Below are 13,639 nucleotides of genomic sequence, written 5' to 3'. Positions count from 1 at the left end.
CCGCTGCACGCGCCGCTAAGCCTGTGCGATCCCGGACGTCAGGGCCGGCACCGCCTCGAAAAGATCCGCAACCAGGCCGTAGTCGGCGACCTGGAAGATTGGCGCATCCGGATCCTTGTTGATCGCCACGATCACCTTGGAATCCTTCATGCCTGCCAGGTGCTGGATCGCACCCGAGATCCCGACCGCCACGTAGAGCCCCGGCGCCACGATCTTGCCCGTCTGGCCCACCTGGTAATCGTTGGGAACGAAACCGGCATCGACCGCCGCGCGCGACGCACCGAGCGCTGCGCCCAGCGTATCAGCAAGGGGTTCGAGCACGCGGTGATAATTTTCACCGCTGCCCAGCCCCCGACCACCGGAGACGACGATCGCCGCTGCGGCCAGCTCGGGGCGCTCGGACTTGCTCAATTCGCGGCCGACGACGCGCGACAGCGCCAGGTCCGGGCCGGCTTCGAGCGTGCTCACCACTGCGCTGCCGCCGGCAGTCGCCTGATCGAAGGCGGTGGTGCGCACGGTCAGCACATCCAGCGCCTGGTCAGACTCGACCGCCACCATGACGTTCCCGGCGTAGATGGGGCGCAGATAACGGCCCGGCGCATCGATCGCCACCACGTCGGACACCGCTGCCGCGTCGAGCAGTGCGGCCGCGCGAGGGGCGAGATTCTTGCCGAAACTGGTGGCCGGGGCAAGCACAGCCCGGTAGCCGCCCGCGCCCGCCACGCGCTGCACCAGCGCAGCGAGGTTCTCCGCCAGCGGCTCGGCATAGTGCGCAGCCTCGACCAGCAGCACCCCGCTCACACCCGCCAGCGTTGCCGCCTCGGCGGCAACCGCCGCACAACCGTGGCCGGCAACCAGGACGTCGACCTCGCCACCGAAACGGCTCGCCGCCGTCACCGTGTTGAGGGTCGCCGCAATCAGGCGGCCGTTGTCGTGTTCAGCAATGACCAGTGTCTTCATCGTTCGCCTCAGATCACCTTCGCTTCGTTGCGAAGCTTGTTGAGCAGTTCCGCCACATCGGCGACCTTGATGCCGCCCTTGCGCGCGGCGGGCTCCGCGTGACGCACATGGCGCAGACGCGGCGTGATGTCGACGCCGAGTTCAGCGGCCGGCAGCACCTCGAGCGGCTTCTTCTTCGCCTTCATGATGTTGGGCAGGGTCGCGTAGCGCGGCTCGTTGAGGCGCAGGTCTGCGGTCACCACCGCCGGCAGCTTGAGCTCGAGCGTCTCGAGGCCGCCATCGATCTCGCGCGTGACCGCTACCACACCCTCACCTACCGCCACCTTCGAGGCGAAGGTGGCCTGCGGCCAGCCCATCAGCGCAGCAAGCATCTGCCCGGTCTGGTTGGCATCGTCGTCGATCGCCTGCTTGCCGCAGATCACCATCTGCGGCTGTTCGCGCCCGGCCACCGCCTGCAGCAGCCTGGCGACCGCCAGCGGCTGCAGCTCGGCGTCCGTCTCCACCAGGATGGCGCGATCTGCACCCATCGCCAGCGCACTGCGCAGGGTCTCCTGACTTGCTCCGCTACCGCAGCTCACCGCGACCACCTCGGTGGCGACACCCGCCTCGCGCAGGCGTACCGCCTCCTCGACGGCGATCTCGTCGAAGGGATTGATCGACATCTTCACGCCGGTCAGCTCGACTCCGCTCTGGTCGGACTTGACCCGTACCTTCACGTTGTAATCGACGACCCGCTTCACCGGGACAAGAACCTTCAAGTCTTTCTCCTTGCTCACTTATTGATTGCGCCCGCGCGCTCAGGCCGCAAGCGGCTCGCGGCGCAGCATGACGACATTGGCATTGAAGCTCACCACCACCTCGTCGCGCTGGTTCAGCAACTCGAAGCGCGACACCAGGATGCCCCGCTCCGGCCGGCTGGCGGGGCTGCGCTCGACATGGGTGACGCGCACTCGCAGCGTGTCGCCTGCCACGCCCGGGCGATGGAAGCGCAGGTTCTCCCAGCCACGGCCGGCGATCGACGCCGTCTCATCGCTGGGAATGGAATGACTCAGGCGGATGGTGATCGACAGCAGATGGACGCCCGCGGCAAACAGCTGCCCGATCGGCGACCTGGCCGCCGCTGCCTCATCCACATGGGGCGGAAACGGATCCCACTCGCTCGCAAAGGCCTTGATGTTGGCGGCGCTCAGCACATAGTGCTCGGACGATTCACGCGGCACATCGAGTTCGACGTCTTCCCAATAGATCATGCGCTCACCCCTTCGGCGACCGGGTAATCGGTATAGCCGGCAGCGCCCGGCGTGTACAGCGTCCTGCGGTCGAAGCGGGCGAGCGGCAGGCCGTCGCGCAGACGGCGAACGAGATCGGGGTTGCCGATGAAGTCGCGCGCGAAGGACACGGCCTCGCCCTGCCCGGCCGCGAGCGCAGCCTCGGCCGAGGCGGCGTCGAAGCCGTCGTTGAGGATCAGGCTGCCGTCGAAGCCCGCGCGGGCGAGCGCGAAGGCATCGACGTCGGGCGACTCGGCGCGCATCACGTGGGCGTAGGCCAGGCCCATGTCCTTCACCTGGCGCAGCAGCTCGGCATGGGTGGCGACCGTGTCCTCGTCCTGAATGTCGTTGTAGCTGTTGCCGACGCGAAAGCGCAGACCGACGCGCCCGGCGCCGATGGCTGCGGCCATCGCCTGCAGGCACTCGGCCACGAAACGCACGCGATTGGCGACGCTGCCGCCATAGGCGTCGGTGCGCTGGTTGGTGCCCGAGCACATGAACTGCATCGGCAGGTAGCCGCTGGTGCAGTGCAGCTCGACGCCGTCGAAACCGGCCTCGCGGGCCTTGATCGCGGCCTGCGCATGCTCGGCCACCGCGGCGTGCACTTCTTCGGTGGACAGCGCGTGCGGCGTGTCGTAGGGCTGCATGCCGGCGCTATCGGTGAACACCTCGCCCGCGGCGCGGATCGCCGACGGTGCGACGGTGGCCACGCCCTCGCCCTTGATGTGGTGGCTGCCGATGCGGCCGCCGTGCATGACCTGCAGCACGATGCATCCGCCGCGCGCATGCACGGCGTCGGTCACCTTGCGCCAGCCGGCGACCTGCGCGGCGGTGGCGATCCCGGGCTGGCGGCAGTAGGCCTGGCCCTCGGCGCTCGGCGAGGTGCCCTCGGCGACGATCAGGCCGGCCTCGGCGCGCTGGGCGTAGTAATCGACCATCAGCTCGCCGGGCACGCCCTGCGCGTCGGCGCGGTTGCGCGTCATCGGCGCCATCACGATGCGGTTGGCGAGCTCGAGGTCGCCCAGGCGCACCGGGCTGAAAAGGCGGGAAAGCGCTGCCATGACGGCGCTCACAGCGCGGTCACCAGCACCGACGAGCGTCCGCCATCGACCGGCAGGCTCGCGCCAGTGATGTAGGACGCCTCGTCGCTGGCGAGGAACAGGATCGCGTTGGCGAGCTCCTCCGGCTGCCCCACCCGGCCCATCGGAATCAGCTTCTCGGTGTTCCTGCGCGAGGCCTCGTCAGCCAACATGCCGGCCGTCGCCGGGGTCTCGACCACCGCGGGGATCACCACGTTGACGCGGACGCCATGCGGCGCGCCCTCGGCGGCTGCGGCGCGCGAGAAGTTGTCGATCGCCGCCTTGGCCGCCGAGTACCCGGCCATCCACGGCGTGCCGAGCTGGCCGCAGATCGACGATACGTTGACGATCGCGCCGCCCTTGCCCTTCATCAGGCGCATCGCGGTACGCGTGCCCCAGAAGGTGCCATCGACCGAGGTCGCGAAGTTCGCATGCCAGTCGGCGGTGCTCATCTCCTCGATGCTGCCCCAGGTGTAGGCCATGGCGTTGTTCACCAGCACGTCGAGGCGGCCATGGCGCTGCGCCGCCGCTTCGAGGGCGGCGGTGAAGCCCGCCTCGTCGCTGACGTCGGCAACTACAGCCTCGGCCTTGCCGCCGGCTGCGACGATACCCGCCACGACCTCGTCCAGTGGCTCGCGGCGGCGGCCGCACACCACCACCGTCGCGCCCTCCTGCGCAAGCCTCGACGCCGTCGCCGCACCAATCCCGCTGCCGCCGCCGGTCACGAACGCCACCTTGCCCTGCATACGAGCTGCCATGTCATCTCTCCTCACTGATGCCGCACGTCGGCTGCGGCGCACCTGCTTGACCCTTGCGGACGATCGGCGGGTTCGCGTTTCGTCCGCCTGTTGCCCAAGGGTAGGAAAAGCCCCCCGCCACGCCATCGTCCGATGAGACTAGCGACAATGGACGAGAGAGGCCGGAGGCTTGCGTTGACGAACAAGGGGCGGCGAGCAAAACGCCCGCCGCCCCTCACTGCTGCACTCGCGTGATCAGAGACCTGCGCGCCGCGCGGCCTCGGGCCCGAAATCGCGCTCGCTGAGCTTGCCGGTGTTCAGCGTGTAGCCGTTGCGCTGCTCGTTGACGAGGTTGAACGCCAGGTAGGTCCCGGTCTGCAGATCGTGGTACAAGCCCACGCCTGCCTGCCAGGTGTTGGCTTCATAGGCGTAGAAGTAGTTCATCATCGAAGTACGCCACAGCCCGCCGCGGGCGTCGTAGTTCTCGGCCATCTTCATCAGCCAGCTGTCCTCATCGACGTACATGACGCGCTTGCCGTAGAGGTGGCGATAGCCTTCCTTGAGCGTCCCCTCCAGCACCCACACGCGATGCAGCTCGTAGCGCATGTAGTCGGGGTTGATGTGGCCGGGCTTGAGCAAATCCGCGTACTTCACATCCGGCGAATGCAGCCGGTAGGTGTTGTAGGGAATATAGAGCTCGCGCTTGCCGACGATCTTCCAGTCGTAGCGCTCGGGCGTGCCGTTGAAGAGGCGCACCTCATCCACCGTGATCGAGCCACCCGTGCCCGGGAAGGACATGTCGAAGCCATAGCCCGGCGACTGGCGGACACGGCGGGTGCCCGGGTCGTAGCGCCAGCTCTGGCGCGGCGCGGCCTTGTGGTTCCAGAACTCCATGCCGGTGTTGATCTCGCCCTTGTCGCGCTCGGGCAGCAGGGTCTCGTTCATGTAGTAGGACGATTGCCGGCCCTCGGCGGTGCTGGTGCGCTTGCCCGGCTCCAGGTGCGGCGCAAGGTTGCGCGACTTCACCCGCCCCCAGTTAACCTTGCCGTCGGCCAGCACGTAGGCGTTGTCGGAAATCAACTCCTCGGTAAAGGGCCGATAGGTGAAGATCGACGAGGTCCACAGCAGCTCGAGCCCCGTCTTGGGGAAGGGGAACAGGATGCCGCCGGTGGTCGCGATCACGCCCTCCCCGCCATCCACCAGTTCCGCGTTGGCGGCGTTCTCGCGCGTGACGTCGCACACAGCGTCCGGGAAGCGGAAGTCGCGCCGGCTCTGGTACACCGGCATGCGGAAGGTCTGCGGGTATTTCTGGAACAGCGCCTTCTGGCCGTCCGACAGGCGGTCGGCGTACTGCGCCATGTTCTCCGCGGTGATGACGAAGAGCGGCTTGTCGTCCGCATAGGGGTCGATCGGATGGCTGCCCGTGCCCTTGAAATCCACATGCGGCGGCACGCCCAGCCACTTTCCGCTCCACTCGGGGATGCTGCCGTCGGCATTCCCCGCACGCTCGGCGCCGACGCAGGTCAGGTCCTTGCCAAGGCGGGCGATTTCCTCCGCCGTGGCGCGCGCCTGAAGATCGGGCGCCTGCAGCAGCGCGGTCGCAGCGACGGTAAAGAGGAGTCCCTTGATCGTTACGTTCATTGTCGTGAGCCTCTGATGTTCAGAAGGTGTACTTCGCGTTGAAGGACACGTAGTCGCGGTCGGCCATCGTGCGCTGCTGCTTCACGCTGGGCGAGCCGAGGTAGTTCACCCAGGTGATGCCGAGCGCGAGGTTGCCGAGGTACTTGAAGTCCGCACCCAGGGTCAGGCGCTTCTCGTCACGCCCCATGCCCGAATAGGCGCTGCCTTGCACGTTCTGCGTCCAGATCGCGCGCGTGCTCAGGTCCCAGCCGCTGAAGATGCTCGGGTAGTCGAAGATGGCGCCCAGGCCGACCAGGGTCGAACCGCGCGTCTGGCCGTCGTAGACGTACTTCGACGAGGTATCGACCGCGACGCCCCCCATGCTGATGGTCAGGGGATCCACACCCATGATGCGCTGATGCACGATCTCGCCCATCAGCGTGGTCTGGTGCGCGAGCTTGCTCGGCCCGAGGATGTAGAGCGCGTTGGCGTTGCCCTGCAGGTAGCTGCCGCGTGCGGGCGAGCCGTTCTCCAGATAGACCGGCGCGCCGTCGCGGTAGCTCAGGTCGCCACCGAACTGGACCGAGTCGCCGATCTTGCTGCTGACGCTGATGCCGGTCAGCCTGATGTCGTCGAAATAGGCCAGCTTGTAGTAGGGCGTGCTGCCCGGCGAAGCCTCGCGACCGAAACGCGAGAACGACGAGTACTGCGTATCGCCGGTGAAGTCGAACAGCATCGCGCCAATGCGGTCGTGGTAGCGGTAGTGGAACACCCCCACCTCGAGCGCATCGCTGAGCTGGTAACGCAGGCCCACGCCCCACTGTCCGGAATCCTTGGGCTTGATCTCGCCGGCGAAATTCGCCACCGCAAAGCTGTTGTCGGGCAGGCTCGAGATCACACCTGGCGCAAGGCGCAGGAACTCCGCCCCAGGCCCGAAGACATCACTGCCGAAGAAGTCCCCGACCGGGTTGAGGCGGGTCTCTTCCCACTTGTACTGGTAATAGCCGGTCAGGCTGAGCGCATCGGTCAGCGTCAGGCTCGCCGACAGCTGTCCGACCGGCAGGTAGGACTCCTTGGCCTCCGTGCCCGGCACGTTGAACTTGGTCGCATCGACCGGCAGCTGGCCCTGGCTGATGTTGGGCCAGAACAGGCTCTCGCCCCAGGCCACGACGTGGCGGCCGAGCTTGACCGACAGGTACTGGTCGTTGCCGACCACCCAGTTGCCGTAAACAAAGGCATCGAGCAGCTGCGCGTCCTGGCCGCTGCGTTCGCGCGTCTTGCGCACGAACTGGTTGGCAGGGCCGATCTTGTTGACGGTGTCCGGCGAGTCATTGTCGTTGCTGCTGCGGTAGACGCCATCGTAGAAGATGTTGCCACGCAACATGGCGCCGACGTTGTCATGCCTGAGGCGGAGTTCGCCCAGGGCGCTGGCGCGGTTGTTAACCAGCGCACCGCGCTTGAAGTTGCGCGTGGCGTCGTCGCTGTTGAGGTCGTTCAGGTACTCCGCGGCCGGACGCGACGTTCGCGCTGAAGCCGTGTAGGACAGCGTCAGCGACGAATCGAGCGTGGTCTCGTCGCCCAGATAGATGGTCTGCGCCGCATGGGCGCCGCTGCCGATGAAGGCGATCGCGAGCGGCAGCGTGCGAAACGCCAAGCCACGCAGCGACCCTGCACCCTTGCGGGCAGGTGCCGAAAGTCTCATACCCTTGCTCCTTTCTTCGAGTTTTATTTCGTGTGGATAAGCAAGCCGCGACGCAGCGCGCCGGGCAGGCCAAAGGCTGCCCGCGGGTCATGCCCGAGGCATCACCCATTCGGACTAGCGAGCCGATGGAGACGGCGACCGTCCGGCCCGGAAGCCGTTGAATCGGATAAGTCGGGGCGGCGTGCAGCGGGCGATGCTGCTGATTCAGCCCGGGAATCGCACGCGCAGTCGCTCGGTGGTGGGCAGCGCCTGGCAGCTCAGGGTCCAGCGCTTGGCGAGATCCTTGGCATCGAGCACCTCGTTGTGGCGCAGGTGCACCTCGCCCTCGACCACCTGGCACATGCACGATGCACACATGCCGGCCTGGCAGGAATGCGGCGCGTTGATGCCGGCCCTGAGCGCGGCGTCGAGCAGGGTCTCGGTGCCGGCCACGTCCAGCATATGCACCTCGCCATCGAGCTCGAGCTCGACCGTTGCGCGCTCGACCGCCGCGGCCGGTGCGGGTGCCGCCGCATTGATGGCGGCGACATCCTCTTCGTCGGGCAGCGACACGAAGCGCTCGACGTGCACGCGCTCGGCCGCCATGCCGGCTTTGTCGAGCGCCGACACCATGGCGTCCATGAACAGGCCCGGGCCGCAGATGAAGGCCTCGCCCTGGGACCACGGTCGCGCCAGCTCGGCCAGCTGCGCCACCGACGGCACGCCCTGCACCGAATCGAGCCAGTGCACGACCTGCAGCCGCGCCGGGTGCGCGGCGGCAAGCGCGTTGAGTTCTTCGCGGAAGATCACCGAGCGCTCGTCGCGGTTGGCATAGAGCAGGCCGATGCGGCCCTGGCCGTGCGCCAGCGCCGAGCGCAGGATGGAGAACACCGGCGTGATGCCGCTACCGCCGGCGCAGAGCAGGAAATCGCCCTGCAGGGAGGCCGGCGTGAACACGCCGGCCGGCGCCATCACCTCGAGCGTGTCGCCCGGTCGCACGCGATCGCACACCCAGTTCGAGCCGCGCCCGCCCTGCACGCGCTTGACCGTCACGCGCAAGGTCTCGTCCAGCGTGGGCGCGCTCGACATCGAGTAGCAACGCGGCAGATGACGGCCCAGCACCGGCAGGCGCAAGGTCAGGAACTGGCCGGGCCGGTACCTGAAGGTCTCGGCCAGCTCGGGCGGCACCGCGAAGACGATCGACTTCGCGTCGTGCGTCTCCTCGACAACCGCCTGGACCTTGAGGGTGTGGTAGCGCTGGGCTGTCATCTTGCGTCGTTCTCCGTGCGCGGCGGACCGTCAGATGTAGGGGTCGGCGTTGGGCAGACCCAGCATCACCGCACCGTGCGCACGCGCATAGGTGTCGGTGTTGTTGGCGATGTGGCCGCGCGCCTGGTGGATGTCGCGGAACACGCGCTCGATCGGGTTGCTCTTGTAGGTCCCGGAGGCCGCACACGCACGCATCAGCTCGCTGGCCGCCGCGGCGCACTGCTTGGGCACCTGCGAGGCCTGGGCGCGCTGCATCAGGCGCTCCTCCACCGGCATGCGCTCGCCGGTCTTGGCGCATTCGACGATGCGCGCGTAGTTGCGGAACAGCACCAGCTTGAGCTGATCGGTGGTCATCATCGCCTCCGACACCGCCTGCTGGGCATTGACGTCCTCGGCGGTCTTCGCGCCGTGCTTGCCCACGTGAGCTGCAGCCCGCTCGCGGAAACTCGCGATCGCACCGTCGAGCGCGCCGATGCAGGCCGACGACACCGCACGCTGGAAGACCTGGGTGAAGGGGATCTTGTAGATCCAGCCAGGGTTGGTCTGGCGCCCGGGGCAGCCGGCGTCGCTATGGTCGTTGGTGCGGTGCGTGCGGTGCTCGGGCACGAAGCAGCCATCGACCACGATGTCGTGACTGCCGGTCGCGCGCAGACCGAGTACGTCCCAGTTCTTCTCGACGCGGAAATCGGCCTTCGGCAGCAGGAAGGTAGCGTGCTCCAGCGCGCCGGAACCGTCCTTCTTCGGCAGCAGGCCGCCGAGGAAGATCCATTCGCAGTGCTCCACGCCGCTCGAAAAGCCCCAGCGTCCCGAGAAACGGTAGCCACCGTCGACCGCCTCGGCCTTGCCGGTGGGCATGTAGGTCGACGCAATCAGCACGCCGGTGTCCTTCGCCCACACGTCCTGCTGCGCCTGCTCGGGGAAGAGCGGCAGCTGCCAGTTGTGCACGCCGATCACGCCGTAGATCCAGGCGGTGGACATGCAGCCCTCGGCGAGCGCCATCTGCACGCGGTAGAACACCCGCGGGTCGAGCTCGTAGCCGCCGAAGCGCCGCGGCTGCAGGACGCGGAAGAGGCCCGCCTCCTTCATCTCCTGCACGGTCTCGACCGGCACCATGCCCTCCGCCTCGGCGGCACGGGCGCGCTCGGCCAGCCGCGGGGCCATGGCGCGTGCACGCTCCACCAGCTCGACCGCTTCCGGCGTCATGTAGTCTTCGGCCAGAATGCCGAGAATGTGATCCTTGCCAACTGCGCCCATCTTCGTATCCTCCGAGATCGACCACCAGGCTGGTGGTTCAAGGTGCGTCACGTGTTGCGATGGACGGAATTTTCCATAGCCGGCAAGCCCCATCATCGTCCGGACGGACTAACGTAAATGACTGAGCGCAAAGACCAAGGCCGCGCCGCAAGCGGGTTTCCGCCATGTTGCGCCGCGATAGGCCGAAGCGGCGCCAGGCGCTGCACCCGCAGTATTCCGCGATAACCCTTTTGGACGATGCCCCCGCCCCCGGGCGGGCCGAACATTGCCCACACTGCGCCATCCACTACGGGTGACGCACCCTGAATCGACGAGGAGACACCTACATGCGAGCACCCGTTGGCTTCGCCATGGTCCTGATCGTCGCCGCCGCGGGCTTCCATGCATTCTCGCCACGCACCGCCGTCACCCCGCCCGCCATCGCAACACCGGTCGGCAACATGCAGCTCACCAGTGTCCAGCAGACCTCGGCGGGCCTCGTCGTCGCCGGCGAGCTCGGCCACATCCTGCTGTCCACCGATCAAGGGCAGAGCTGGCAGCCGGCCCAGCGCTCGGTCAACCGCCAGGCCCTGATCACGCGCCTGAGCTTTGCCAGCGCGGACGAAGGCCTCGCGCTCGGCCACGAGGGCTGGATCCTGCGCACCCGCGACGGCGGCCGGACCTGGACCGAAGTCAACTTCGACGCCAGCAATGGTGAGCCGCTGATGGACGCCGCCCGCCTGCCTTCCGGAGACTGGCTGGTGGTTGGCGCCTTCGGCCGCGTGCTGCGCTCGACCGACGGCGGCGACAGCTGGGCAGAGGAAGTCATCGACGGCCTCACCGACTGGCATCTCAACACCATCGTCTCCTCCGCAGACGCCGGCAAATGGCTGATCGTGGGCGAGGCCGGCACCCTGCTGCGCTCGCTCGACGGCGCACAGAGCTGGGAGGTCGTCGAGCCCTTCTACAACGGCTCGCTCTACGGCGCCCTGCACCTGGGCGGCAGCACCTGGGTGAGCTACGGCATGCGCGGCCACGTCTTCCACAGCGAGGACGACGGCGCAACCTGGCAGGAAGCCCGGCTGCCCGCACCGATCTCGGTCTACAGCCATGCGCTTACCGCCGATGGCACCCTGCTGCTGGTCGGCCAGGGCGGTCTGGTGCTGGCCAGCACCGACCAGGGGCGCAATTTCAGCGTCAACTACCGTATCCCGCAGGGCAACCTCACCGACATCGCATTGCTGCCCGACGGCCAGGCCGTCATGACCAGCGACGAAGGCCTGGAGATCCGCCAGCTCACCGCCTCGACCCCGGCGCCCGGCTCCAACCTCAACCTCAGCAAGACCGAAAGCGGAGAATCCTGATGAGCGACACCGCAACCCGCAGCCGACTCGACGGGATGATCGACGTCGCCGCCCTCATGATCATCCGCTGGCGCAAGGCGCTGGGGCTGCTCTTCATCGGCCTCACCCTGGCGCTGGCCTATTCGGCGACCAACCTGCGTCTGGACCCCGGCTTCAACAAGCTGATCCCGCACAAGCACGAGTTCATGTCGGCCTTCCTGCAGTATTCGGACACCTTCTCCGGCGCCAACCGCATCATGGTCAGCGTGCGCTGGAAGGGCGAGGGCGACATCTACAACGCCGAGTTCATGAAGACCCTGCGCGAGGTAACCGACGAGGTCTTCTTCACGCCGGGCGTCAACCGCGCCAGCGTGCGCTCGCTGTTTACGCCCAACGTGCGCTACATCGAGGTCACCGAGGAAGGCTTCACCGGCGACGTGGTCATCCCCGCCCGCTTCGAGGCCGACGCGGCCAGCCTCGCCCAGGTGCGCAACAACGTCGCCAAGTCCGGCGAGATCGGCCGCCTGGTCGCCAACGACCTGCGCGCCGCCCTGGTGCGTGCCGACCTGCTCGAGTTCAGCCCCGAGACCGGCGAGCGCCTCGACTACGCCGACGTCGCCGCCAAGCTGGAGGCGATCCGCGCCCGCTTCGAGAGCGCCAACCCCGACATCGAGCTCAACATCGTCGGCTTCGCCAAGGTCATCGGCGACGTCATGGACGGCCTGTTCACCGTGCTCGCCTTCTTCGGCATCGCCTTCCTGATCACCGCCTTCCTGCTCGGCGCCTACTCGCGCTCGGCCAAGCTCGTCGTCACCGTGCTGGTGATCGCGCTGATGCCGGTGGTGTGGCTGCTCGGCCTGCTGCCGCCGCTGGGCTACGGCATCGACCCGATGTCGGTGCTGGTGCCCTTCCTGATCTTCTCGATCGCGGTCTCGCACGCCATCCAGATGACCAACGGCTGGGAGCAGGAACTGCTCAAGGGGCACAACTCGTCCGAGGCGGCAGAACACGCTTTCCGCAAGCTGGTGATTCCCGGCTCGATGGCGCTGGTCACCACCGCGCTCGGCTTCATGGTGATGATGCTGATCGACATCCCCATCCTGCACGAGCTCGGGGTTACCGCCTGCCTGGGCGTGGTCCTGATGCTGCTGACCAACCTGATCTTCCTGCCCATCGTCCTCTCCCACCTCAAGCTCGAACGCTTCGCGCTGGCACACCCGATCGCCGATACCCACAGCGACCACAGCCGCCACAAGTTCTGGTGGACGCTGTCGGCACTGGCCCAGCCGCGCCCCGCACTGGCCAGCTTTGCGGTGATGCTGGTGCTGCTGGCGGGTGGCACGCACCTGGCTCGCCAGGTGCAGACCGGCGACATCGGCGCCGGCGTGCCCGAGCTCCATGAGGACTCGCGCTACAACCTGGACAACGCGCAGATCCTCTCGAGCTACTCCATCGGCATGGATGTGCTGTCGGTGTTCGTCGAAACCGAAGGCTTCGAAGAGGCCTGCCTCAACTGGGAGGTCATGAATGCCGTCGAGCGCTTCGACCTGCGCATGCGCGGCGTCGAGGGCGTGCAGTCGGTGGAAACGGTTGCCCGCCGCGCCAAGATCTTTGCCTCCGGCAACAACGAGGCCAACCCGCGCTGGGCCGCACTGCAGCGCTCGGAAGCGGCGCTGCGCACCGGCGCCCGTGCCGCCAGCCCCGAGCAAGGCCTCAACACGGCGGGTTGCCAGACCATCCATCTGGTGGTTTACCTGACCGACCATGAAGCCGTGACGCTGCGCACCGTCACCGACGAGGTGCTCCGCTTCATCGCCGAGGACAGCACGCCCAACCTGCGCTTCCGCCTCGCCGGGGGCAATGCCGGCGTGGCTGTTGCCACCAACGAGGCGGTCGACCGCGCCCAGGTGCAGATGCTGGCCTCGATCTACGGCGCCATCATCCTGATCTGTCTGCTCACCTTCCGCTCGATCCGCGCGGTGCTGTGCATCATCGTGCCGCTGCTGCTGGTGAGCATCCTGTGCAACGCGCTGATGGCGACCCTCGGCATCGGCCTCAAGGTGGCGACGCTGCCGGTGATCACGCTGGGCGTGGGCGCCGGGGTGGACTACGGCATCTACATCTACGAGCGCCTCAAGTACGAACTCGACAACGGCGCCCCCACGCTGCGCGACGCCTTCTACGAAGCCATGCGCCAACGCGGCACCGCGGCCATCTTCGTGGCGCTGACGATGTCGGTGGGCGTGGGTACCTGGATGTTCTCGGCGCTCAAGTTCCAGGCCGACATGGGCGTGCTGCTCGCCTTCATGTTCCTGGTCAACGCGCTGGGCGCGATGTTCCTGCTGCCCGCGCTGGCATGCTGGCTCGACATCGGCCGCCGCGGCAAGACCGACGCGGCCGGCGGCAGCCAGGCCCTGGGGCCGCGCAGCGCGCCGCAGGCAAGCTGACA

The 13,639-nt window shown here is 67.5% G+C and carries 11 protein-coding genes; 2 read left to right on the top strand and 9 right to left on the bottom strand.

Translation table 11 applies throughout. The features are described 5' to 3' along the window. Positions 1 to 15: 15 nt before the first annotated feature. The 9 genes from LQF09_RS01805 to LQF09_RS01765 all read right to left on the bottom strand — a co-directional run bounded on the left by LQF09_RS01805 (position 16) and on the right by LQF09_RS01765 (position 9,868). Positions 16 to 960, bottom strand: a complete 945-nt coding sequence (locus LQF09_RS01805) for an electron transfer flavoprotein subunit alpha/FixB family protein (RefSeq protein WP_002944532.1) — start codon at positions 958 to 960, stop codon at positions 16 to 18. 8 nt (positions 961 to 968) lie between these two features. Beyond that, on the bottom strand, positions 969 to 1,718 hold the full coding sequence (locus LQF09_RS01800; protein WP_002925064.1) for an electron transfer flavoprotein subunit beta/FixA family protein: 750 nt from the start codon (positions 1,716 to 1,718) through the stop codon (positions 969 to 971). Between the two features lie 39 nt (positions 1,719 to 1,757). Next, the gene (locus tag LQF09_RS01795; RefSeq protein ID WP_002925065.1) at positions 1,758 to 2,210 is read right to left on the bottom strand and encodes a MaoC/PaaZ C-terminal domain-containing protein; all 453 of its coding nucleotides are present in this window, start codon (positions 2,208 to 2,210) and stop codon (positions 1,758 to 1,760) included. Further along, positions 2,207 to 3,289, bottom strand: a complete 1,083-nt coding sequence (locus LQF09_RS01790) for an alkene reductase (RefSeq protein ID WP_002925067.1) — start codon at positions 3,287 to 3,289, stop codon at positions 2,207 to 2,209. Before LQF09_RS01790 ends, LQF09_RS01795 begins: the two co-directional genes overlap by 4 nt. An 8-nt stretch (positions 3,290 to 3,297) precedes the next feature. Further along, a complete protein-coding gene (locus LQF09_RS01785; protein ID WP_002925069.1) occupies positions 3,298 to 4,065 on the bottom strand; it encodes an SDR family NAD(P)-dependent oxidoreductase in 768 nt (255 codons plus the stop codon). 234 nt (positions 4,066 to 4,299) lie between these two features. Beyond that, a complete protein-coding gene (locus LQF09_RS01780; protein WP_270069014.1) occupies positions 4,300 to 5,685 on the bottom strand; it encodes a DUF1329 domain-containing protein in 1,386 nt (461 codons plus the stop codon). 19 nt (positions 5,686 to 5,704) lie between these two features. Next, complete coding sequence (locus LQF09_RS01775) at positions 5,705 to 7,366, bottom strand: DUF1302 domain-containing protein (protein WP_270069013.1); 1,662 nt, start codon at positions 7,364 to 7,366, stop codon at positions 5,705 to 5,707. A 204-nt stretch (positions 7,367 to 7,570) separates the two neighbouring features. Next, positions 7,571 to 8,614 (bottom strand): ferredoxin--NADP reductase, encoded by a 1,044-nt coding sequence (locus tag LQF09_RS01770; protein ID WP_270069012.1) that lies wholly within the window; start codon positions 8,612 to 8,614, stop codon positions 7,571 to 7,573. 30 nt (positions 8,615 to 8,644) lie between these two features. Further along, positions 8,645 to 9,868 carry an acyl-CoA dehydrogenase family protein gene (locus LQF09_RS01765; protein WP_002925077.1) on the bottom strand — a complete coding sequence of 408 codons (1,224 nt, stop codon included), beginning with the start codon at positions 9,866 to 9,868 and terminating at the stop codon, positions 8,645 to 8,647. A gap of 326 nt (positions 9,869 to 10,194) precedes the next feature. Between LQF09_RS01765 and LQF09_RS01760 the strand changes: the two genes are divergently transcribed. Continuing rightward, on the top strand, positions 10,195 to 11,211 hold the full coding sequence (locus tag LQF09_RS01760; RefSeq protein ID WP_270069011.1) for a WD40/YVTN/BNR-like repeat-containing protein: 1,017 nt from the start codon (positions 10,195 to 10,197) through the stop codon (positions 11,209 to 11,211). After that, positions 11,211 to 13,637, top strand: a complete 2,427-nt coding sequence (locus LQF09_RS01755; RefSeq protein WP_002925081.1) for an efflux RND transporter permease subunit — start codon at positions 11,211 to 11,213, stop codon at positions 13,635 to 13,637. The genes LQF09_RS01760 and LQF09_RS01755 overlap by 1 nt, the downstream gene beginning before the upstream one ends. The last annotated feature ends 2 nt before the right edge of the window (positions 13,638 to 13,639 follow it).

This window comes from Thauera sp. WB-2 (genome assembly GCF_027594845.1).
GTDB classification, from domain to species: domain Bacteria; phylum Pseudomonadota; class Gammaproteobacteria; order Burkholderiales; family Rhodocyclaceae; genus Thauera; species Thauera mechernichensis.
The sequence above is the reverse complement of the archived record's forward strand: the minus strand, read 5'-3'. Positions and strand labels throughout refer to the sequence as shown.

Coding starts and splice junctions, on each gene's coding strand:
- LQF09_RS01805 (WP_002944532.1), bottom strand. CDS start 960: ATGAAGACACTGGTCATTGCTGAACACGACAACGGCCGCCTGATTGCG.
- LQF09_RS01795 (WP_002925065.1), bottom strand. CDS start 2,210: ATGATCTATTGGGAAGACGTCGAACTCGATGTGCCGCGTGAATCGTCC.
- LQF09_RS01790 (WP_002925067.1), bottom strand. CDS start 3,289: ATGGCAGCGCTTTCCCGCCTTTTCAGCCCGGTGCGCCTGGGCGACCTC.
- LQF09_RS01785 (WP_002925069.1), bottom strand. CDS start 4,065: ATGGCAGCTCGTATGCAGGGCAAGGTGGCGTTCGTGACCGGCGGCGGC.
- LQF09_RS01780 (WP_270069014.1), bottom strand. CDS start 5,685: ATGAACGTAACGATCAAGGGACTCCTCTTTACCGTCGCTGCGACCGCG.
- LQF09_RS01775 (WP_270069013.1), bottom strand. CDS start 7,366: ATGAGACTTTCGGCACCTGCCCGCAAGGGTGCAGGGTCGCTGCGTGGC.
- LQF09_RS01770 (WP_270069012.1), bottom strand. CDS start 8,614: ATGACAGCCCAGCGCTACCACACCCTCAAGGTCCAGGCGGTTGTCGAG.
- LQF09_RS01765 (WP_002925077.1), bottom strand. CDS start 9,868: ATGGGCGCAGTTGGCAAGGATCACATTCTCGGCATTCTGGCCGAAGAC.
- LQF09_RS01760 (WP_270069011.1), top strand. CDS start 10,195: ATGCGAGCACCCGTTGGCTTCGCCATGGTCCTGATCGTCGCCGCCGCG.
- LQF09_RS01755 (WP_002925081.1), top strand. CDS start 11,211: ATGAGCGACACCGCAACCCGCAGCCGACTCGACGGGATGATCGACGTC.